Source organism: Streptomyces sp. NPDC102437 (assembly GCF_044765565.1).
Classification (GTDB): Bacteria; Actinomycetota; Actinomycetes; order Streptomycetales; family Streptomycetaceae; genus Streptomyces.
The window spans coordinates 1-20,038 of sequence record NZ_JBIWKI010000023.1 but is presented as its reverse complement, the minus strand read 5'-3'; the positions used below and the strand labels follow the sequence as shown (position 1 = coordinate 20,038).

Sequence of the window (20,038 nt, the reverse complement as noted above, 5' to 3'; positions counted from 1 at the left end):
AGAGCGGGTACCGGACTATGGAGAGCCGCGGGAGTGTCCCCGCCCGGCCCGTCCCGTACGAGGGAGTCTGGCGGTTCACCGCTCCGGCCGTGGACGTATCCGTACCGCAGGCCCGGCACGCGGTGCGCGATCTGCTCAAGCGCCAGGGTGTGCCGCTGGACGACGACGTCGCCGAGGGCCTGTTGCTCATCGTCTCCGAGCTGGTCACCAACGCGGTGAAGCATGCCGTGCTGCTCTCGCCGGAGCTGGCCGTCGAGGTGGCCGTCGGCGAGGAGTGGATCAGGGTGTCCGTCGAGGACAACCACCCCTACCGGCCGACGGCCCTGGAGACGGACTACGCGCAGACCGGCGGACGCGGTCTGCTGCTGGTCCGGGAGATCACCCGGGAAGCGGGCGGGGCCTGCGATGTGGAGCACACCGCAGGCGGCGGAAAGATCATCTGGGCGGCGCTGCCGCTGACCCGGCGCCCCTGACCGCCCGTACCCGACGGCGCCCCCGGCGCCGTCCGCCCGTCACCAGCCGGCGGACGGTCCTGTCAGCTCCCTGATCGCCGGACGTGCGGCGTCCAGCACCGTCATGAACCAGGCCGAGAACGGCGACCGGGCGTGCCGCTCGGCGAGCTCGTCGGCTGTCACGAACGCCGTCTCACCGACCTCCTCCGGGTCCGGGGCGAGCCGGTCCTGAGCCATTCCCACGAAGAGATGGTTGAACTCCTGCTCCACCAGGCCCGAGGCCGGGTCCGGGTGGTTGTAGCGGACCGTGCCCGCCTCGGCCAGCAGGGAGGGCGAGACGCCGAGCTCCTCGTACGTACGCCGGGCGGCGGCGGCGAAGGGCGCCTCTCCGGGGTAGGGGTGGCCGCAACAGGTGTTCGACCAGACACCGGGGGAGTGGTACTTGCCGAGCGCACGGCGCTGGAGCAGGAGTCTGCCCTGCTCGTCGAAGAGGAACACGGAGAAGGCGCGGTGCAGCTGACCGGGCGGCTGATGGGCGGCGAGCTTCTCCGCCGTACCGATGGTGGTGCCGTCCTCGTCGACCAGTTCGAGCATGATCACTTCTGCTGTGCCGTTCGACGAGCTGTGCGCCGCGGTGGCTGGTGTGGTCGGCATACCCATCCTTCGCTATGGTCCCGGCCCGGTGCGCCGGTCCCGTCGATTCCGGTCAAGTCTGCCGTACAAAAGCCGCTTGTCCGCACCTCGGGGTCTGGCATGTCCGGTCCCGCCGCACCGGGACGCGCGGCGGGACCGGACGGTGTGTCAGACGCCGAAGGCGGCCGGATAGCGGATCGTGCCCTGCGGCACCGGAACGGATTCGTCCAGCACCAGGGCCATCATCGCCTCGTCCGGGACGTCGAAGCCCGTCCGGATCCCGTACCGCGACGCCGGTACGAAGCCGAACTTCGGGTAGTACTCGGGATGGCCGAGCACCAGGACGAGTGACTCGCCGCGCAGCCTCGCCGCGTCGAGTGCCGCGCGCACCACCGCCTGCCCCGCACCCCTGCGCTGGTGCTCCGGGACCGTGGCCACCGGGGCCAGCGCGAGCGCCGGTACGTCCCCGACCCGGCACCGGGTCAGCAGCGCGTACGCGGCGATGTCCCCGTCCGGGCCGTCCGTCGCCACCTGGGCGAGGCCGGGCAGCCAGGCCGCCGGATCGGCGCGCAGCGCGTCGACGAGAGCCGCCTCGTGCGGCGTCGGGAACGCGGCGGCGTTGACCGCGTGCACGGCCGCCGCGTCCGCCGCCGTCTCCGCCCGGGTCGTCCAGCGGGGGTCGGCGGGGCGCAGCACATAGCCGGCGTAGCCGTACTCCGTGCCGTGGTCGCGCCGCATGGCCAGCTCCTCGCGGGTCGCCGCGAGCGCCCACGCCATGCCGGGAGCGGACACCTCGGCGGTCTTGACGCGCTCGGCGAGCGGGACGTAGTACTCGTCCCAGTCGCTGTCGGGCTGTACCCGTGCCCCGAGGACGTGATAGCCGGCCGCGACGGCCGCCGCGGTGTTGCCCGCCACGGGACGCATCGACGTCTCCTGTTCCCAGAAGGCGCGCGCCTCGGCCGTCGGATCGTCCCTCGTCCAGACGCACTCGCTGACGACCAGGGAGCCGCCCGGGGCGAGCAGCCGCTTCCAGTCACGCAGCGCGGGGTCGAAACCGATGATGTATGCCGACCCCTCGGCCCAGACGAGGTCGAACGACCCGTCGGGGAAATCGGGGCCGGACAGCTCCGCCATGTCGGCCCGGACCGTACGGATGCGGTCGCCGAGCCCGCGGACCCCGGCCGCCTCGCGCAGTTCGTCGAGGAACGGCTGGTGGAGGTCGACGGCGGTCACCTCGGCACCCGCCTCGGCGGCGAGGAGCAGCGCGGCACGGCCGGGCCCGCAGCCCAGATCCAGCACGCGCGGACGGCCAGGCAACGGGCCGGTGAGCTCCAGCAGCCGCCGGGTGGTGGCATCGGAGCCGGGGCACTGCCGGGGCAGGCCGTGATGCAGGGAGAAGAACGCCTCGGTACGGACGGCGTGATCGTTTTCGCTCAACGTGGGAACCCTTGGTGTACGAGGGCTCCGGCCAACGGGTCGACCCGTTGCGAGTCGTGGTGCTAGCCGAGAACCCGGGAGATGAGGAAGGACCGGATGCTGCGCCGGGCGGGCGCCTTCGCGACGGTCATCAACCTCAGCTCCTCTCTCGCACATGGGGAGGCCGAACGCCTCTGCGAATACCCTACACGGCCCGGTACACGGGCCCGTCGGACCGGCCCCTCAGTGACAGAGCTTCGCCTCGTGCTCGGCGTGGCCGCTCGGCTCCAGCTGGAAGGTGCAGTGCTCCACGTCGAAATGGTCCCCGAGGCAGCCCTGCAGCTCATGGAGGAGCTTCTCGTGTCCGATCGAGTCGAGCATGTCCTGGCGCACCACCACATGGGCGGAGAGCACCGGCATGCCCGAGGTGATCGTCCAGGCATGCAGGTCGTGGACGTCCAGCACGCCGGGCAGGGCGGTGATGTGGGTGCGCACCTCCCCCATGTCGACCCCCTTGGGCGCCGACTCCAGCAGCACGTTGAGTGTCTCCCTGAGCAGCTTCACGGTGCGCGGGACGATCATCAGGCCGATGACCAGCGAGGCGATCGGGTCGGCGGCCTGCCAGCCGGTGGCCAGGATGATCCCCGCCGAGACCAGCACCGCGAACGAGCCGAGCGTGTCCGCGAGCACCTCCAGATAGGCGCCGCGCACATTGAGGCTGTCCTTCTGTCCGCGCATCAGCAGCGACAGAGAGACCATGTTGGCGGCCATGCCGACCAGGGCGAAGGCGATCGTCAGCCCGCCCCTGGTCTCGGGCGGGGTGATGAAGCGCTCGACGGCCTCGAAGAGCAGGAAGCCGCCCACCCCGAGCAGCAGCAGACAGTTGGCCAGCGCCGCCAGGATCTCGGCACGTGCGAAGCCGAAGGTGCGGTTAACCCCGGCCGGGCGGTTGGCGAAGTGGATCGCCAGCAGCGCCATGCCCAGGCCGAGGGCGTCGGTCGCCATGTGGGCCGCGTCGGCGATCAGCGCGAGCGAGTCGGCGAGCACCCCGCCGACGATCTCCACGACCATCACGGTGAGCGTGATGCAGAGCGCGATGCGCAGCCGCCCCCGGTACGCGGCGGCCGCCGTGCCGGTGGGCGGCGGCCCGCCGTGTGTGTGTCCGTGGTCGTGCCCTGCCCCCATGGAGAACGCCTCCCGGTCGTCTCGCGGTCCCGGACGCGGTCGGCCCGGGCACTGCCAGTGAACTACGGGTGGGGGGTATCCGGCAACACGGCACTGAACACCGTTGTCATATGCTCTGACCTGCGGAAATGCTTGCAGGTCAGGAAGGTGGCGTGGCAGGACGGGCCGGGGTCGTACCGACGCGTTTTGTCAGGCGAGGCGGCGATCGACGATGATGATCGCGGGCGGCGCCGGACGATGCCGGTCCACCCCGAACGGGGCGCAAACGGTCGGTGAACTCGCGCTTCCGTTCATCCGATAGCCTCTGCCGACGTGCCGCCGGCCCGCATCCGGGCCGCACAGTCGCGCGCCGACCCCGTCAGCACCAAGGAGTGAGTTCGTCTGTCGACCGCCATCCTCACCGGTGCACCGGTACCCGGGTCGTCGCTCGCGGACGACCTGCGTTCGCTGGGCTTCGACGTACAGGTCGCCGCCGATGTGACCGAGGCCGCACGGCTGCTCTCGGCCGTCCCCGCCGACCGCCGGGTCGCACTGGTCGACCCCCGTTTCGTCGGCCATGTCCACGCCCTCCGGCTCGGACTTACCGACCCCCGCTTCCCCGCGGCCACCGTCCCCGGCGCGCTCACCGCGCAGCCCGAGGCGCGCCCCGCGCTCGTCCGGGCCCTGGACACCACGGCCGAGGCCGTCGGCGCGGGCCTGCCCACGGGCCCGTCCACCGCAGCGGTCGCCGATCGCACCGTGCCGGGCCGCCTCGCCGTCACCATGGACGCCGAGGGCACCGCGGTGCAGCGCCCCGAGCTGGGCTCGCTGGTCGCCGCCGTGCCGACGGACGCACCCGCGCGCGCCGAGGCTGAGAGCGCCCTCGCCTCGGTCGACGACGAGGCGGTGCGGCTGCGCAGCGCGGTGAAGGCCCACGACGGCTTCTTCACCACGTTCTTCATCAGCCCGTACTCCCGCTACATCGCCCGCTGGTGCGCCCGCCGCGGCCTCACGCCGAACCAGGTGACCACCGCGTCCCTCCTGACCGCGCTGATCGCGGCAGGCAGCGCGGCGACCGGCACCCGCGGCGGCTACGTCGCGGCCGGGCTGCTGCTGCTGTTCTCCTTCGTCCTGGACTGCACCGACGGGCAGCTCGCCCGCTACTCGCTCCAGTACTCGACGATGGGCGCCTGGCTGGACGCGACCTTCGACCGGGCCAAGGAGTACGCCTACTACGCGGGCCTCGCGCTCGGCGCCGCCCGCGGCGGTGACGACGTATGGGCGCTGGCCCTGGGCGCGATGGTGCTCCAGGCCTGCCGGCACGTCATCGACTTCTCGTTCAACGAGGCCAATCACGACGCGGTGGCCAACTCCAGCCCCACGGCGGCGCTCTCCGACCGGCTCGACAGCGTCGGCTGGACCGTCTGGGCGCGCCGGATGATAGTGCTGCCGATCGGTGAGCGCTGGGCGATGATCGCGGTGCTGACCGCGGTGACCACGCCCCGGATCGTCTTCTACGCCCTGCTCGTCGGCTGCGCCTTCGCCGCCTGCTACACCACCGCCGGCCGGCTGCTGCGCTCGCTGACCCGCAAGGCAGAGCGCACCGACCGCGCCGCCCAGGCCCTCGCGGACCTGGCCGACTCCGGCCCGGTGGCCGAGGCCGTCGCCGCCTTCGGGCCCCGGCTCGGCGGCAGCTGGAGCGCCCCGATCACGGCCCTGCTCGCCGGGGCGCTCATGATCGCCTCCGCGCTCTCGCAGCCCTTCGGCAGCTGGCACACCATCCTGGCGGCAGTGGTCTACGCGATGCTCTCGGGCATGGCCGTCTCCCGGCCCCTCAAGGGTGCGCTGGACTGGCTCGTGCCCCCGATATTCAGGGCGGCCGAGTACTGCACCGTCCTGATCCTCGCGGCCCGCAGCGATGTCCCGGGAGCCCTTCCGGCGGCATTCGGGCTGGTCTCGGCCGTCGCCTACCATCACTACGACACGGTGTACCGCATTCGCGGCGGCACCGGCGCGCCGCCCCGGTGGCTGGTACGCACGATCGGTGGGCACGAGGGCCGCACCCTGGTGGTGGCCGTACTCGCCGCCGTATTCACTCAGCATCCGGCTTTCACCGTGGCACTCACCGCACTCGCGGTGGCGGTGGCACTGGTGGTGCTCGTGGAGTCCATCCGCTTCTGGGTGTCCTCCGGAGCACCCGCCGTTCACGACGAAGGAGAACCCGCATGATCGGCCTCGTACTGGCAGCCGGTGCAGGACGGCGTCTGCGCCCCTACACCGACACGCTTCCGAAGGCCCTCGTGCCTGTGGACGGCGAGAAGACCGTGCTGGACCTCACGCTGGCCAACTTCGCGGAGATAGGCCTCACCGAGGTCGCCGTCGTCGTCGGCTACCGCAAGGAAGCCGTGTACGACCGCAAGGCCGAGCTCGAGGCCAAGTACGGCGTGACCCTCACCCTGATCGACAACGACAAGGCCGAGGAGTGGAACAACGCCTACTCCCTGTGGTGCGCCCGTGAGGTGCTGGGGCGTGGCGTGATCCTGGCCAACGGCGACACCGTCCACCCGGTCTCCGTCGAGAAGACCCTGCTCGCCGCCCGGGGCGACGGCCAGAAGATCATCCTCGCCCTCGACACGGTGAAGCACCTCGCCGACGAGGAGATGAAGGTCATCACCGAGGACGGCAAGGGTGTGCGGCGCATCACCAAGCTGATGGACCCGGCCACCGCGACCGGCGAGTACATCGGCGTCACCCTCATCGAGCCCGAGGCCGCCGAGGAGCTCGCGGACGCCCTGAAGGCGACCTTCGAGCGCGACCCCGACCTCTACTACGAGGACGGCTACCAGGAGCTCGTGAACCGCGGCTTCACGGTCGACGTGGCCCCCATCGGCGAAGTCACGTGGGTGGAGATCGACAACCACGACGACCTCGCGAAGGGCCGTGAGATCGCGTGCCAGTACTGACGCGGCTCATCCCGTCCCCGGTCGTCGTCGACATCCGTGGCGGCGCCCTGGACGACCTGGCCGGCCTCCTCGCGGACCAGCGGATCTCCGCCTCCGGCAAGCTCGCCGTCGCGATAAGCGACGGCTCGGGACGGGCCCTGCGCGAGCGGCTGACCCCCGCGCTGCCCGGCGCCCACTGGTACTCCGTGAGCGACGGAACCCTCGATTCGGCGGTCAAGCTGGCCGACGACATCAAGGGCAACCGGTACGACGCCGTGGTCGGCCTCGGCGGCGGCAAGATCGTCGACGTGGCGAAGTATGCCGCGGCGCGGGTCGGTCTGCCCATGGTCGCGGTGGCGACGAACCTCGCCCACGACGGCCTCTGCTCACCCGTCGCGACGCTCGACAACGACAACGGCCGGGGCTCCTACGGGGTACCCACCCCGATCGCCGTGGTCATCGACCTCGACATCGTCCGCCAGGCACCGGCCCGCTTCGTGCGCTCCGGCATCGGCGACGCGGTCTCCAACATCTCCTGCGTGGCCGACTGGGAGCTCGCCCACGACGTCAAGGGCGAGGAGATCGACGGACTCGCGGCGGCCATGGCCCGCCAGGCGGGCGAGGCGGTGCTGCGCCACCCCGGTGGGATCGCCGACGACGCCTTCCTCAAGGTGCTGGCCGAGGGGCTCGTGCTCACCGGCATCTCGATGTCCGTGGCCGGGGACTCCAGGCCGGCCTCCGGTGCCTGCCACGAGATCAACCACGCCTTCGACCTGCTGTACCCCAAGAGGGCGGCCAGCCACGGCGAGCAGGTCGGCCTCGGCGCCTGCTTCGCCATGTATCTGCGCGGCGCCCGCGAGGAGTCGATGCACATGGCGGCCACCCTGCGCCGCCACGGGCTGCCGGTCGTGCCCGAAGAGATCGGCTTCACCGCCGACGAATTCGTCCAGGCCGTCGACTACGCCCCGCAGACCCGTCCGGGGCGCTTCACGATCCTGGAACACCTCAACCTGTCCACCGACCAGATCAGGGACGCGTACGCCGACTATGCAAAAGCCATCCATAGCTGAACTCCGTCCGGTCGTGCATCCCCCGGGTGTGAAGGACCGGCGCAGTGGTGAGCACTGGGCGGGTCGGCTCTACATGCGCGAGATCTCGCTGCGCATCGACCGGCACCTGGTGAACACCAGGATCACGCCCAACCAGCTGACCTACGTGATGACGGTCGCGGGCGTGCTTGCCGCACCGGCCCTGCTCGTCCCCGGCATTCCCGGCGCGCTGCTCGGGGTGCTCGCGGTCCAGCTGTACCTGCTGCTCGACTGCGTCGACGGCGAGGTGGCCCGCTGGAAGCAGCAGTTCTCGCTGGGCGGGGTCTACCTGGACCGGGTCGGCGCGTACCTCTGCGACGCGGCCGTGCTCGTCGGATTCGGCCTGCGCGCCGCCGACCTGTGGGGAACCGGGCGGATCGACTGGCTCTGGGCCTTCCTCGGCACGCTCGCGGCGCTCGGCGCCATCCTGATCAAGGCCGAGACCGACCTCGTCGGCGTCGCACGCCACCAGGGCGGGCTGCCGCCGGTCAAGGAGGCCGCCTCGGAGCCGCGCTCGTCCGGCATGGCGTTCGCCCGCCGGGCCGCCGGCGCGCTCAAGTTCCACCGGCTCATCCTCGGGGTCGAGGCGTCCCTGGTCGTCCTGGTCGCGGCCGTCCTCGACGCGGTCCGCGACGACCTGTTCTTCAGCCGTCTCATGGTCGCGGTGCTGGCCGGCATCGCGCTGCTCCAGACGCTCCTGCACCTCGTGTCGATCCTGGCGTCGAGCAGGCTGAAGTGAGCACGCCCATGAAGCTCGGCGCAGTCGTCATCACGATGGGCAACCGCCCCGACGAGCTCCGCGCCCTCCTCGATTCGGTCGCCCGGCAGGACGGCGACCGGATCGAGGTGGTGGTCGTCGGAAACGGCGCCCCCGTGCCGGACGTCCCCGCCGGAGTGCGGACCGTCGAGCTGCCCGAGAACCTGGGCATCCCCGGTGGCCGAAACGTCGGGATCGAGGCGTTCGGCCCGTCCGGCGCCGACGTGGACGCCCTGCTCTTCCTCGACGACGACGGGCTGCTGCCGCTCACCGACACCGCCGAGCTCTGCCGGCAGGCCTTCGAGGCCGATTCCGGTCTCGGCATCATCAGCTTCCGCATCGCCGACCCGGACACCGGGGTCACGCAGCGCCGCCACGTGCCACGGCTGCGCGCCTCCGATCCGATGCGCTCCTCACGCGTGACGACCTTCCTGGGCGGCGCCAACGCCGTACGGACCAAGGTCATCGCCGAGGTCGGGCCGCTGCCCGGCCAGTTCTTCTACGCGCACGAGGAGACCGACCTCGCCTGGCGGGCACTGGACGCCGGCTGGATGATCGACTACCGCGCGGACATGGTTCTCGACCACCCGACGACCGCCCCCTCGCGGCACGCGGTGTACCACCGCATGGTGGCCCGCAACCGGGTCTGGCTGGCCCGTCGCAATCTGCCCGCACCGCTGGTCCCCGTCTACCTCGGCGTGTGGCTGCTGCTCACCCTGGTCCGCAGGCCCTCGGGCCCGGCGCTCAAGGCGTGGCTCGGCGGTTTCCGGGAGGGCTGGGCGACGCCGTGCGGAACCCGCCGCCCGATGAGATGGCGCACGGTGTGGCGGCTGACCAGACTCGGCCGACCTCCGGTGATCTGAGAGGCTCTCCTCTGAGAGCATGGGACGTACGTTTTCTTCTCCACGGGACCTGTCCGCTCCGAGCCGCGCCCGCGACCGGCTGCGCATCTTGAATACGAGAGTTTCATCTGGTGAGTGACACAACCCATGATGGTGCGGTGGCATTGAGCACCCCGCCATCCGCCGACGACGGCCTGACCTCGGCCGCCCTGGCCGCCAAGTACGGCCTGACGGTGAGCGGCGCCCGGCCAGGGCTCTTCGAGTACATCCGGCAGCTCTGGGGCCGGCGCCACTTCATCATGGCGTTCTCCAGGGCGAAGCTGACCGCCCAGTACAGCCAGGCCAAGCTGGGCCAGCTGTGGCAGGTGGCCACACCGCTGCTCAACGCCCTGGTCTACTACTTGATCTTCGGGCTCATCCTGGGAACCCGGAAGGGGATGACCCAGGAGGTCTTCATCCCGTTCCTGGTGACCGGCGTCTTCGTCTTCACCTTCACCCAGAGTTCGGTGATGGCGGGCGTGCGGGCGATCTCCGGCAATCTGGGACTGGTGCGGGCGCTGCACTTCCCGCGCGCCTCGCTGCCCGTCTCGTTCTCGCTCCAGCAGCTCCAGCAGCTGCTGTTCTCGATGATCGTGCTCGGGGCCGTGGCCGTCGCCTTCGGCAGCTACCCGAGCCTGTCGTGGCTGCTGATCATTCCGGCACTGGTCATGCAGTTCGTCTTCAACACCGGCCTGGCGCTGATCATGGCCAGGCTCGGCAGCAAGACCCCCGACCTCGCGCAGCTGATGCCGTTCGTCATGCGGACCTGGATGTACGCCTCGGGCGTGATGTTCTCCATCCCGGTGATGCTCAAGGACAAGCCGGCCTGGATCGCCGACGTGCTGCAGTACAACCCGGCGGCCGTCTACATGGACCTGATCCGCTTCGCGCTGATCGACGGCTACGGCTCGGAGAACCTGCCGGCGCACGTCTGGGTCGTGGCGCTCGGCTGGGCGGTCCTGATCGGCCTGGCGGGCTTCGTGTACTTCTGGAAGGCAGAGGAACGGTACGGCCGTGGCTGACGACAAGACTCCGGGGCGCGTCCCCACCGTCATCGCCGACGATGTGCACATCGTGTACCGCGTCAACGGCGCCGGCGGCGGCAAGGGCAGCGCCACCGCGGCGCTGAGCCGGATCATGCGCCGCGGCAAGGGCGAATCGCGCGGGGTGCGCAAGGTGCACGCCGTACGCGGTGTCTCCTTCACCGCCTACCGAGGCGAGGCGATCGGCCTCATCGGCACCAACGGCTCCGGCAAGTCGACGCTGCTGCGGGCCATCGCCGGTCTGCTCCCGACCGAGCACGGCAAGGTCTACACCGACGGGCAGCCCTCGCTGCTCGGGGTGAACGCCGCGCTGATGAGCGATCTGACCGGCGAGCGCAACGTGGTCCTCGGCGGCCTCGCGATGGGCATGACGCGCGAGGAGATCCGCGAGCGCTACCAGGGGATCGTCGACTTCTCCGGGATCAACGAGAAGGGCGACTTCATCACCCTGCCGATGCGTACGTACTCCTCCGGCATGGCCGCGCGGCTGCGCTTCTCCATCGCCGCCGCCAAGAATCACGACGTCCTCATGATCGACGAGGCGCTGGCGACCGGTGACCGCAAGTTCCAGATCCGCTCCGAGAAGCGCATCAGGGAGCTCCGCAAGGAGGCCGGCACCGTCTTCCTGGTCAGCCACAGCAACAAGTCCATCCGCGACACCTGCGACCGGGTGCTGTGGCTGGAGAAGGGCGAGCTGCTGATGGACGGCCCGACGGACGAGGTGCTCAAGGCGTACGAGCGCGAGACCGGAAAGTAGCGGTCCGTCCGGTTCCGCGACACCGAGGCGGCCTCCGCCGAAGCTCTCCGGCGGAGGCCGCCTCGGCGTCCGGATCGTGGACCTCCGACCGGAGCTCTCCACGCCCGGCGGTATGTCCCGGGCAGGATCTCGTCCCGTCGGATGACGTCAACCGGCGTGTGTGCGGGGAAGGTTGGCGGGGCGGAAAGCGTTGCCGCACGGCGCCCAACACCCCGCCGTATGGATGAGCGCTGTACAACGTAAGCTGTACCGGTGCTGATTCGAGGCAAGTGGGGCGATTGTGCCTGGCTGTACGGCCCGTAGGCAGTGCTCCGCACTCGGCGGAGCGGGCGGCGTGTCCGGAATGGGTTGTTTTGGGTCAGCAGTGTAGAACGGGAGATGTGACGGCAATGACGGAAAATCTCCAGCTCCGAGGTGCTCACGCCGTCCCAGCGCCGGGCGGTCCGTGGTGACCCGTACCCGGCAGACGCATCCCCACGACGTCGTGCCCAGCACTCTCGACAAGGCCGCGGACGAGAATTTCCCCGTAGCCCCCTTCTTCCTGCCCCGCGCCTGGCGCGACGACCTGATGGCCGTCTACGGCTACGCGCGCCTGGTCGACGACATCGGCGACGGCGATCTCGCCCCCGGCGGCGCGGACGCCCGCCACCTCGGCGTCGATCCCGCGCAGGCCGACGACCGGCTCGCCGTGCTCGACGCCTTCGAGGCCGATCTGCACCGGGTCTTCGACACCTCGGGCGACGGCCCCGGCCACCCCCTGCTGCGCGCCCTGGTCCCCACCGTGCGGCGCTGCGCGCTCACCCCGGAACCCTTCCTCGGCCTCATCGAGGCGAACCGGCAGGACCAGAAGGTCCGCCGCTACGGGACGTACGAGGAGTTGCTGGCCTACTGCGAGCTCTCCGCCAACCCGGTGGGCCGGCTGGTCCTGCAGATCACCGGCACCGCCAGCCCCGAGCGCATCCGCCGCTCCGACGCCGTCTGCACCGCCCTGCAGATCGTCGAGCACCTCCAGGACGTCACCGAGGACCTCGGCCGCGACAGGATCTATCTCCCCGCCGACGACATGGCGCGGTTCCATGTCGTCGAAACGGATCTCGCCGCCCCCTCGGGGGGCGCATCGGTGCGTTCACTGGTCGCGTACGAAGCGGAACGCGCTCGGGAACTGCTGAATGAAGGCACCCCCCTGGTGGGTAGCGTGCACGGCAGGCTCAAGCTCCTTCTCGCCGGATTCGTGGGAGGCGGGCGCGCCGCCCTCACCGCGATCGCGGCCGCCGGGTTCGACGTACTGCCCGGACCGCCCAAGCCCACCAAGCCCAGCCTGCTGCGCGAGGTGGGAGTTGTCTTGCGAAGAGCGCGTAGAGAGGGGTGAGCCGGACCGTGGAGGGACAGACGACGTACATGTCGGCACCGGTACAGGCCGCATACAGTTACTGCGAGGCGGTCACCGGACAGCAGGCGCGTAACTTCGCGTACGGCATCAGGCTGCTGCCGACCGAGAAGCGGCAGGCCATGTCGGCGCTGTACGCCTTCTCCCGCCGGGTCGACGACATCGGCGACGGCGAACTGGACGCGGACACCAAGCGGGCCCGTCTGGAGAGCACCCGCGACGTCCTGGACCGGATCCGGGACGGAGCGGTCGACGAGGACGACACCGACCCGGTGGCCGTCGCGCTCGCCGACGCCGCGCGCAGGTTCCCGCTCCCGCTCGGCGGGCTCGACGAGCTCATCGACGGCGTGCTGATGGACGTGCGCGGTGCGACGTACGAGACCTGGGACGACCTCAAGGTCTACTGCCGCTGTGTCGCGGGCGCCATCGGCCGCCTCAGCCTGGGCGTCTTCGGCACCGAGCCCGGCGCCCCGGGCGCCGACCGGGCCGCGGAGTACGCCGACACTCTCGGTCTCGCGCTCCAGCTGACCAACATCCTGCGAGACGTCCGCGAGGACGCGGGCAACGGACGTACGTATCTGCCGGCCGACGACCTCGCCAAGTTCGGCTGCTCGGCCGGCTTCCACCGGGCCACCCCGCCGCCCGGCGCCGACTTCGCGGGCCTCGTCCACTTCGAGGTGCGGCGCGCCCGCACCCTGTTCGCCGAGGGCTACCGGCTGCTGCCCATGCTGGACCGGCGCAGCGGCGCGTGTGTCGCGGCCATGGCGGGCATCTACCGGAGGCTGCTCGACCGGATCGAGCGCGACCCCGAGGCGGTGCTGCGCGGCCGGGTCTCGCTGCCGGGCCACGAGAAGGCCTACGTGGCGGTGCGCGGGCTGTCGGGCCTCGACGCCCGGTACATCTCCCGGCGCACGACCAGGAGGCGTGTCTGATGCGCCGCGCGGACATCTCGCGCACCATGTGCAGCACGGAGACCCGAACCGCCCGGCGGTCAACCCTCCGCTGTGCTGATGCGTCCCTGACTGAAGTGACCTGGCGAAAGGAGGACGCATGACGGACGACGCCCCGCGCTCCTCCCGCGCGGTCGTGATCGGCGGCGGGCTCGCCGGAATCACCTCGGCACTGCGTCTCGCCGATGCCGGGCTTGACGTGACCCTGCTCGAAGGCCGGCCCCGGCTCGGCGGCCTCGCCTTCTCCTTCCGGCGCGGCGAACTGACCGTCGACAACGGACAGCATGTCTATCTGCGCTGCTGCACCGCCTACCGCTGGTTCCTCGACCGGATCGACGGGACGAGCCTCGCACCGCTGCAGAACCGATTGGACGTGCCGGTCCTCGACGTCGGACGGCCCTCGGGCCCCCGGCTGGGACGGCTGCGCCGCAACGCACTGCCGGTGCCCTTCCACCTCGCCGCCGGGCTGGCCGGCTATCCGCACCTCTCGCTCGCCGAGCGGGCCGGCGTCGGCCGCGCCGCACTGGCGCTCGGCCGCCTGGATCCCGACGACCCCGCGCTCGACACCGTCGACTTCGGCAGCTGGCTCGCCCGGCACGGCCAGTCGCCGCGCACCATCGAGGCCCTCTGGGACCTGGTCGGCGTCGCCACGCTCAACGCCACCGCGCCGAACTCCTCGCTGGCCCTGGCCGCGAAGGTCTTCAAGACCGGACTCCTCTCCGAACCCGGCGCCGCCGACATCGGCTGGGCGAGCGTTCCCCTCGGCGAGGTGCACGACACGCTGGCCCGCAAGGCCCTCGACTCCGCCTCCGTCCGCACCGAACTCCGCACGAAGGCCTCAGCCATCACCCGTACGGGCGATGGCGGCTGGATCGTGGACACCGGCGGTGAACGGATCGAGGCGGACACCGTCGTCCTCGCCGTCCCGCAGCGCGAGACCCACGACCTGCTGCCCGAAGGCGCACTCGACGCACCGGAGCGGCTGCTCGACATCGGCACCTCGCCGATCCTCAACGTGCACGTCGTCTACGACCGCAAGGTGCTGCGCCGCCCGTTCTTCGCCGCGCTCGGCTCCCCGGTCCAGTGGGTCTTCGACCGCACCGACGCCTCCGGACTCACCGGTCCCGGGCAGTACCTCGCCGTGTCCCAGTCCGCCGCGGACGAGGAGATCGACCTCCCCGTCGCCGAACTGCGCACCCGCTACCTGCCCGAGCTGGAGCGGCTCCTGCCGACCGCCCGCGGGGCCGGCATCAGGGACTTCTTCGTCACCCGGGAGCGCGCGGCGACCTTCGCCCCCGCCCCCGGAGTCGGCCGGCTGCGGCCCGGTGCCCGCACCCGTGCGCCCGGCCTCAGCCTGGCCGGGGCATGGACGGCCACCGGCTGGCCCGCGACGATGGAGGGCGCCGTCCGCAGCGGGTTCAGCGCGGCCGAAGCCGCCCTCCGGGCGCTCGGCCGCCCCCATGAACATCCGCTGCAGGAGGCGGCATGAGCAGTACCACCGGAACAAGAGGAGAGTCAGTGACCCCGGCGAATCCGGCTTTCGACACCGTGGCCGACACCACGGACGTCACCGCGCTTCTGGAGCGCGGACGGGCCCTTTCCACGCCGGTGCTCCGGGCCGCCGTTGACCGGCTCGCACCGCCCATGGACACCGTCGCCGCCTACCACTTCGGCTGGATCGACGCCCAGGGACAGCCCGCCGACGGCGACGGGGGCAAGGCCGTCCGCCCGGCCCTCGCCCTGCTGTCCGCGGAGGCCGCCGGTGCCCCGGCGGAGGCCGGCGTACCCGGCGCCGTGGCCGTCGAACTCGTGCACAACTTCTCGCTGCTGCACGACGACCTGATGGACGGCGACGAACAGCGCCGCCACCGCGACACCGTCTGGAAGGTGCACGGCCCCGCGCAGGCGATCCTGGTCGGCGACGCGCTCTTCGCCCTCGCCAACGAGGTCCTGCTGGAGCTCGGCACCGTCGAGGCGGGCCGCGCGACCCGCCGGCTGACCGCGGCCAGCCGCAAGCTCATCGACGGGCAGGCCCAGGACATCTCCTACGAGCACCGCGAGCGGGTCACCGTCGAGGAATGCCTGGAGATGGAGGGCAACAAGACCGGCGCCCTGCTCGCCTGCGCCTGCTCCATCGGCGCGGTGCTCGGCGGCGCCGACGACCGCACCGCCGACACGCTGGAGGCGTACGGATACCACCTCGGTCTCGCCTTCCAGGCCGTCGACGATCTGCTCGGCATCTGGGGCGATCCCGAGTCCACCGGCAAGCAGACCTGGAGCGACCTGCGCCAGCGCAAGAAGTCCCTGCCGGTCGTCGCCGCGCTCGCCGCGGGCGGTCCGGCGTCGGAGCGCCTGGGTGAACTGCTCGCCGCCGACGCCAAGAGCATCGATTTCGACAGCTTCTCCGAGGAGGAGTTCGCCGCCCGTGCGGCACTCATCGAGGAGGCGGGCGGCCGCGAGTGGACCGCCCAGGAGGCCCGTCGACAGCACGCGGTCGCCATCGAGGCGCTGCACCGCATCGACATGCCGCAGACCGTGCGGGCGCAGCTCACAGCGCTCGCGGACTTCGTCGTCGTACGAAAGAGATGATCACTATCTGCTCCATATGACTCGCAGTCGCCGGCCGGCGCCCTTGCCAGGGCGCCGGCCGACGGAGACCCCAGCACAGCAGAGGAACTGACTGCACGAAGGGGAAGCCATGACAGCGACGACCGACGGAAGCACCGGGGCCGTGAACCCCCGCGCAGCCTCGGCCAGCAAACCGACCGACACAACCATCGCCGCGGACGACGTGTTCACCGCCGCGCGGCGGGCCGCGGAACGCTCGGTGGAGCACCTCCTCGGCAGGCAGGACGAGCAGGGCTGGTGGAAGGGCGACCTCGCCACTAACGTCACGATGGACGCCGAGGATCTGCTGCTCCGTCAATTCCTCGGCATCCAGGACCCGGGCACCGTCCGGGCGGCCGGCCGCTTCATCCGCGGCGAACAGCTGGGCGACGGCACGTGGGCGACGTTCCACGGCGGTCCCGGCGAACTCTCCACCACCATCGAGGCGTACGTGGCCCTGCGGCTGGCCGGGGACCGGCCGGACGAACCGCACATGGCCCGCGCGTCCCGATGGATCCGGGAACAGGGCGGCATCGCCTCTGCCCGGGTCTTCACCCGGATCTGGCTGGCGCTGTTCGGCTGGTGGAAATGGGACGACCTGCCGGAACTCCCGCCCGAGCTGATGTTCTTTCCCAAATGGGCCCCGCTCAACATCTACGACTTCGGCTGCTGGGCCCGCCAGACCATCGTGCCGCTCACCATCGTCTCGGCGAAGCGGCCGGTACGCCCGGCCCCCTTCCCGCTCGACGAACTCCACGCCGATCGGAGCAACCCGAACCCGCCCAGGCGGCTCGCACCGGCCGCCAGCTGGGACGGTGTCTTCCAGCGCCTGGACAAGGCGCTGCACGTCTATCACCGGATCGCACCGCGCGGCCTGCGCCGGACCGCGATGAACGCCGCGGCCCGCTGGATCATCGAACGCCAGGAGAACGACGGCTGCTGGGGCGGCATCCAGCCGCCCGCCGTGTACTCCGTCATCGCCCTGCATCTGCTCGGCTACGACCTGGACCACCCGGTGATGCGCGCCGGACTCGAATCGCTCGACCGGTTCGCCGTGTGGCGCGAGGACGGCGCCCGCATGATCGAGGCATGCCAGTCCCCGGTCTGGGACACCTGCCTCGCCACCATCGCGCTCGCCGACGCCGGGGTCCGCCCCGACCACCCGGCGCTGGTGAAGGCCGCCGACTGGATGCTCGGCGAGGAGATCGTACGGACCGGCGACTGGTCCGTACGCCGTCCCCGGCTCAACCCGGGCGGCTGGGCCTTCGAGTTCCACAACGACAACTACCCGGACATCGACGACACCGCCGAGGTGGTCCTCGCACTGCGCCGGGTCCGCCACCCCGACCGGGCCCGCATCGAGGCCGCCATCAAACGCGGAGTCCGCTGGAACATCGGCATGCAGTCCCGCAACGGTGCCTGGGGCGCCTTCGACGCCGACAACACCAGCGCCTTCCCCAACAGGCTGCCCTTCTGCGACTTCGGCGAGGTCATCGACCCGCCGTCCGCCGACGTCACCGGGCACGTGGTGGAAATGCTCGCCGTCGAAGGACGGGCCGGCCACCGGGTCACCCGGCGAGGCATCGAGTGGCTGCTCGCGGAGCAGGAGGCGAGCGGCGCCTGGTTCGGCCGCTGGGGCGTCAACTACGTATACGGAACAGGGTCGGTGGTTCCCGCACTGGTGGCCGCAGGGCTGCCCGTGACGCACCCGGCGATCCGCCGCGCGGTCGGCTGGCTGGAGTCCGTGCAGAACGACGACGGCGGCTGGGGCGAGGACCTGCGCTCCTACCGGGAGGAGAAGTGGATCGGGCACGGCGCCTCGACCCCCTCCCAGACCGCCTGGGCCCTGCTCGCGCTGCTAGCCGCGGGAGCCCGGGACAGCGTCGCCGTGCGGCGCGGGGTCGCCTGGCTCACCGCCACCCAGCGGGCCGACGGCTCCTGGGACGAGCCGTACTTCACCGGCACCGGATTCCCGTGGGACTTCTCCATCAACTACCACCTCTACCGCCAGGTGTTCCCGCTCACCGCACTCGGGCGGTACGTGTACGGCGAGCCGTTCGCCGACCGCACGGCCACTCGCAAGGGGGCGTGATGGCCGACGGCCCGGGGACGGCCGGCCCCGCCGCGCCGCTGCTGATCGCCTGCGCGCTCGGCATCGAGCAGTTCGCCCTGCGCAGCGGCCGGGGCAGGGCCGGCACCACTCCCGGCCCGGTGAGCGTACTCCGTACGGGCATGGGCCCCAGGGCCGCCGAGGCGGCCGTCGCACGGGCGCTCGGTCAGGACCGGGCGCCCGGCACGGCGGTCCTCGCCTCCGGCTTCTGCGCCGGACTGCTGCCCGGCATGCACCCCGGGGACCTGGTGGTCGCCGACGAGACCCGGGAAGGCGGCGACCGTACGGTCTGTACCGGTCCGGGCCTGCTCGCCGAGGCCCTGGCCAGCGCGGTACCCGGCCGCGCCGTCCACACCGGTCCGCTGACCGGCTCCGACCATGTCGTACGCGGACATGAGCGAGCCGGACTGAGGGCCACCGGAGCCATCGCGGTGGACATGGAGTCCGCCGCCACGCTGCGCACCGCTCTGCGGTCCGGGTCGCGCCCGGTTGCCGCCGTACGGGTGGTCGTGGATGCTCCGGAGCATGAGCTCGTTCGCATCGGAACGATACGCGGTGGAATATCGGCTTTCCGAGTTCTCCGTGCCGTCCTGCCTGCTTTCTACGAATGGCACCGATCTTTGCTGCTCCCCAGGAGGTGAGCCAGATGGCCATGCCGCTCCGTCAGTCCATCAAGGTTGCGACGTACCTCATCGAACAGAAGCTCCGCAGGCGGGAGAAATTCCCGCTCATCGTGGAACTGGAGCCCTTGTACGCGTGCAATCTCGCGTGCGAGGGCTGCGGGAAGATCCAGCACCCGGCCGGCGTGCTCAAACAGCGCATGCCGGTGGCCCAGGCCGTGGGCGCCGTCCTCGAATCGGGTGCCCCGATGGTTTCCATCGCGGGCGGCGAACCACTGATGCACCCGCAGATCGATGAAATCGTCCGGCAGCTGGTGGCGCGCAAGAAATACGTCTTCCTGTGCACCAACGCGGTGCTGTTGCGGAAGAAGATCGAGAAATTCACGCCCTCGCCGTTCTTCGCCTTCGCCGTGCACATCGACGGGCTGCGGGAACGGCACGACGAATCGGTCGCCAAGGAAGGGGTCTTCGACGAGGCCGTCGCGGCGATCAAGGAGGCCAAGCGGCGCGGCTTCCGGGTCACCACGAACTCCACCTTCTTCAACACCGACACCCCGCAGACCATCATCGAGGTCCTCAATTACCTCAATGACGACCTGAAGGTCGACGAGATGATGATCTCGCCCGCCTACGCCTACGAGAAGGCACCCGACCAGGAGCACTTCCTGGGCGTCGAGCAGACCCGCGAACTGTTCAAGAAGACCTTCGCGGGCGGCAACCGGGCCCGCTGGCGGCTGAACCACTCGCCGCTCTTCCTCGACTTCCTGGAGGGCAAGGCGGACTTCCCGTGCACGGCGTGGGCCATTCCCAACTACTCGCTCTTCGGCTGGCAGCGGCCCTGCTACCTGATGAGCGACGGCTACGTACCGACGTACCGTCAGCTCATCGAGGAGACCGACTGGGACAAGTACGGCCGGGGCAAGGACCCGCGCTGCGCCAACTGCATGGCGCACTGCGGCTACGAACCCACTGCCGTGCTCGCCACCATGGGATCGCTGAAGGAATCCCTGCGCGCCGCGCGCGAGACCATCTCCGGGAACCGGTGACGTCATGACCGCTGGAGAACCGGTCGCACTGGGTCTCCCCGGGCTGCCGGCCCGGCCGCTCGCGATGCGCCGCCCCTCGCGGCGCATCCGGGTCGGGTCGGTTGCGGTGGGCGGGGATGCGCCGGTGTCGGTGCAGTCGATGACGACGACGCGTACGTCGGACATCGGTGCGACGTTGCAGCAGA

Annotated in this window: 19 protein-coding genes; 16 read left to right on the top strand and 3 right to left on the bottom strand. The window is 70.9% G+C overall.

Going from position 1 to position 20,038, the window contains the following annotated elements:
• Positions 1-17: 17 nt before the first annotated feature.
• Positions 18-473, top strand: coding sequence for an ATP-binding protein (locus ACIRJP_RS26745; RefSeq protein ID WP_404179045.1), 456 nt, complete (start codon positions 18-20; stop codon positions 471-473).
• A 39-nt stretch (positions 474-512) separates the two neighbouring features.
• Here ACIRJP_RS26745 and idi read toward each other — a convergent pair whose 3' ends face one another.
• The 3 genes from idi to ACIRJP_RS26730 all read right to left on the bottom strand — a co-directional run bounded on the left by idi (position 513) and on the right by ACIRJP_RS26730 (position 3,686).
• Positions 513-1,106, bottom strand: a complete 594-nt coding sequence (gene idi / locus ACIRJP_RS26740; protein WP_404179042.1) for an isopentenyl-diphosphate Delta-isomerase — start codon at positions 1,104-1,106, stop codon at positions 513-515.
• A gap of 147 nt (positions 1,107-1,253) precedes the next feature.
• Positions 1,254-2,522 (bottom strand): GNAT family N-acetyltransferase, encoded by a 1,269-nt coding sequence (locus tag ACIRJP_RS26735; RefSeq protein WP_404179039.1) that lies wholly within the window; start codon positions 2,520-2,522, stop codon positions 1,254-1,256.
• A 222-nt stretch (positions 2,523-2,744) separates the two neighbouring features.
• Positions 2,745-3,686: a cation diffusion facilitator family transporter gene (locus ACIRJP_RS26730; protein ID WP_404179036.1), complete on the bottom strand. Its 942-nt coding sequence runs from the start codon at positions 3,684-3,686 to the stop codon at positions 2,745-2,747.
• A gap of 438 nt (positions 3,687-4,124) precedes the next feature.
• On the opposite strand from ACIRJP_RS26730, the gene ACIRJP_RS26725 reads away from it, so the two are divergent.
• The 15 genes from ACIRJP_RS26725 to ACIRJP_RS26655 all read left to right on the top strand — a co-directional run.
• Positions 4,125-5,894, top strand: a complete 1,770-nt coding sequence (locus ACIRJP_RS26725) for a DUF5941 domain-containing protein (protein WP_404179290.1) — start codon at positions 4,125-4,127, stop codon at positions 5,892-5,894.
• Complete coding sequence (locus ACIRJP_RS26720; protein ID WP_382935840.1) at positions 5,891-6,628, top strand: sugar phosphate nucleotidyltransferase; 738 nt, start codon at positions 5,891-5,893, stop codon at positions 6,626-6,628. The genes ACIRJP_RS26725 and ACIRJP_RS26720 overlap by 4 nt, the downstream gene beginning before the upstream one ends.
• Positions 6,616-7,677, top strand: coding sequence for an iron-containing alcohol dehydrogenase family protein (locus ACIRJP_RS26715; protein WP_404179032.1), 1,062 nt, complete (start codon positions 6,616-6,618; stop codon positions 7,675-7,677). Before ACIRJP_RS26720 ends, ACIRJP_RS26715 begins: the two co-directional genes overlap by 13 nt.
• Positions 7,655-8,434 carry a CDP-alcohol phosphatidyltransferase family protein gene (locus tag ACIRJP_RS26710; RefSeq protein WP_404179029.1) on the top strand — a complete coding sequence of 260 codons (780 nt, stop codon included), beginning with the start codon at positions 7,655-7,657 and terminating at the stop codon, positions 8,432-8,434. Before ACIRJP_RS26715 ends, ACIRJP_RS26710 begins: the two co-directional genes overlap by 23 nt.
• An 8-nt stretch (positions 8,435-8,442) precedes the next feature.
• Positions 8,443-9,315, top strand: a complete 873-nt coding sequence (locus tag ACIRJP_RS26705) for a glycosyltransferase family 2 protein (RefSeq protein WP_404179287.1) — start codon at positions 8,443-8,445, stop codon at positions 9,313-9,315.
• Between the two features lie 110 nt (positions 9,316-9,425).
• On the top strand, positions 9,426-10,355 hold the full coding sequence (locus tag ACIRJP_RS26700) for an ABC transporter permease (RefSeq protein ID WP_404179026.1): 930 nt from the start codon (positions 9,426-9,428) through the stop codon (positions 10,353-10,355).
• On the top strand, positions 10,348-11,133 hold the full coding sequence (locus ACIRJP_RS26695) for an ABC transporter ATP-binding protein (protein ID WP_404179023.1): 786 nt from the start codon (positions 10,348-10,350) through the stop codon (positions 11,131-11,133). Before ACIRJP_RS26700 ends, ACIRJP_RS26695 begins: the two co-directional genes overlap by 8 nt.
• 448 nt (positions 11,134-11,581) lie before the next feature.
• Complete coding sequence (gene hpnC, locus ACIRJP_RS26690) at positions 11,582-12,502, top strand: squalene synthase HpnC (RefSeq protein WP_404179284.1); 921 nt, start codon at positions 11,582-11,584, stop codon at positions 12,500-12,502.
• Between the two features lie 29 nt (positions 12,503-12,531).
• The gene (gene hpnD / locus ACIRJP_RS26685) at positions 12,532-13,452 is read left to right on the top strand and encodes a presqualene diphosphate synthase HpnD (RefSeq protein WP_404179020.1); all 921 of its coding nucleotides are present in this window, start codon (positions 12,532-12,534) and stop codon (positions 13,450-13,452) included.
• Between the two features lie 118 nt (positions 13,453-13,570).
• Entirely contained in the window at positions 13,571-14,959 is a 1,389-nt protein-coding gene (hpnE, locus tag ACIRJP_RS26680) for a hydroxysqualene dehydroxylase HpnE (RefSeq protein WP_404179017.1), read from the top strand.
• Entirely contained in the window at positions 14,956-16,059 is a 1,104-nt protein-coding gene (locus tag ACIRJP_RS26675; protein ID WP_404179014.1) for a polyprenyl synthetase family protein, read from the top strand. Before hpnE ends, ACIRJP_RS26675 begins: the two co-directional genes overlap by 4 nt.
• 109 nt (positions 16,060-16,168) lie before the next feature.
• Positions 16,169-18,169 (top strand): squalene--hopene cyclase, encoded by a 2,001-nt coding sequence (gene shc / locus ACIRJP_RS26670; protein WP_404179011.1) that lies wholly within the window; start codon positions 16,169-16,171, stop codon positions 18,167-18,169.
• A complete protein-coding gene (locus ACIRJP_RS26665; RefSeq protein WP_404179008.1) occupies positions 18,169-18,828 on the top strand; it encodes a 1-hydroxy-2-methyl-2-butenyl 4-diphosphate reductase in 660 nt (219 codons plus the stop codon). The genes shc and ACIRJP_RS26665 overlap by 1 nt, the downstream gene beginning before the upstream one ends.
• A gap of 5 nt (positions 18,829-18,833) precedes the next feature.
• Positions 18,834-19,853, top strand: coding sequence for an adenosyl-hopene transferase HpnH (gene hpnH, locus ACIRJP_RS26660; RefSeq protein ID WP_266727918.1), 1,020 nt, complete (start codon positions 18,834-18,836; stop codon positions 19,851-19,853).
• A 4-nt stretch (positions 19,854-19,857) separates the two neighbouring features.
• The coding region (locus ACIRJP_RS26655) for a flavodoxin-dependent (E)-4-hydroxy-3-methylbut-2-enyl-diphosphate synthase (protein ID WP_351265999.1) at positions 19,858-20,038 on the top strand (181 nt) is incomplete at its 3' end.

What these genes read in the sequence shown, in the direction of transcription:
- hpnD (WP_404179020.1), top strand. Translation starts at nt 12,532, where the DNA reads ATGTCGGCACCGGTACAGGCCGCATACAGTTACTGCGAGGCGGTCACC.
- ACIRJP_RS26705 (WP_404179287.1), top strand. Translation starts at nt 8,443, where the DNA reads ATGAAGCTCGGCGCAGTCGTCATCACGATGGGCAACCGCCCCGACGAG.
- ACIRJP_RS26665 (WP_404179008.1), top strand. Translation starts at nt 18,169, where the DNA reads ATGGCCGACGGCCCGGGGACGGCCGGCCCCGCCGCGCCGCTGCTGATC.
- ACIRJP_RS26675 (WP_404179014.1), top strand. Translation starts at nt 14,956, where the DNA reads ATGAGCAGTACCACCGGAACAAGAGGAGAGTCAGTGACCCCGGCGAAT.
- ACIRJP_RS26730 (WP_404179036.1), bottom strand. Translation starts at nt 3,686, where the DNA reads ATGGGGGCAGGGCACGACCACGGACACACACACGGCGGGCCGCCGCCC.
- ACIRJP_RS26745 (WP_404179045.1), top strand. Translation starts at nt 18, where the DNA reads ATGGAGAGCCGCGGGAGTGTCCCCGCCCGGCCCGTCCCGTACGAGGGA.
- hpnE (WP_404179017.1), top strand. Translation starts at nt 13,571, where the DNA reads ATGACGGACGACGCCCCGCGCTCCTCCCGCGCGGTCGTGATCGGCGGC.
- idi (WP_404179042.1), bottom strand. Translation starts at nt 1,106, where the DNA reads ATGCCGACCACACCAGCCACCGCGGCGCACAGCTCGTCGAACGGCACA.
- ACIRJP_RS26710 (WP_404179029.1), top strand. Translation starts at nt 7,655, where the DNA reads ATGCAAAAGCCATCCATAGCTGAACTCCGTCCGGTCGTGCATCCCCCG.
- hpnH (WP_266727918.1), top strand. Translation starts at nt 18,834, where the DNA reads ATGGCCATGCCGCTCCGTCAGTCCATCAAGGTTGCGACGTACCTCATC.
- ACIRJP_RS26720 (WP_382935840.1), top strand. Translation starts at nt 5,891, where the DNA reads ATGATCGGCCTCGTACTGGCAGCCGGTGCAGGACGGCGTCTGCGCCCC.
- shc (WP_404179011.1), top strand. Translation starts at nt 16,169, where the DNA reads ATGACAGCGACGACCGACGGAAGCACCGGGGCCGTGAACCCCCGCGCA.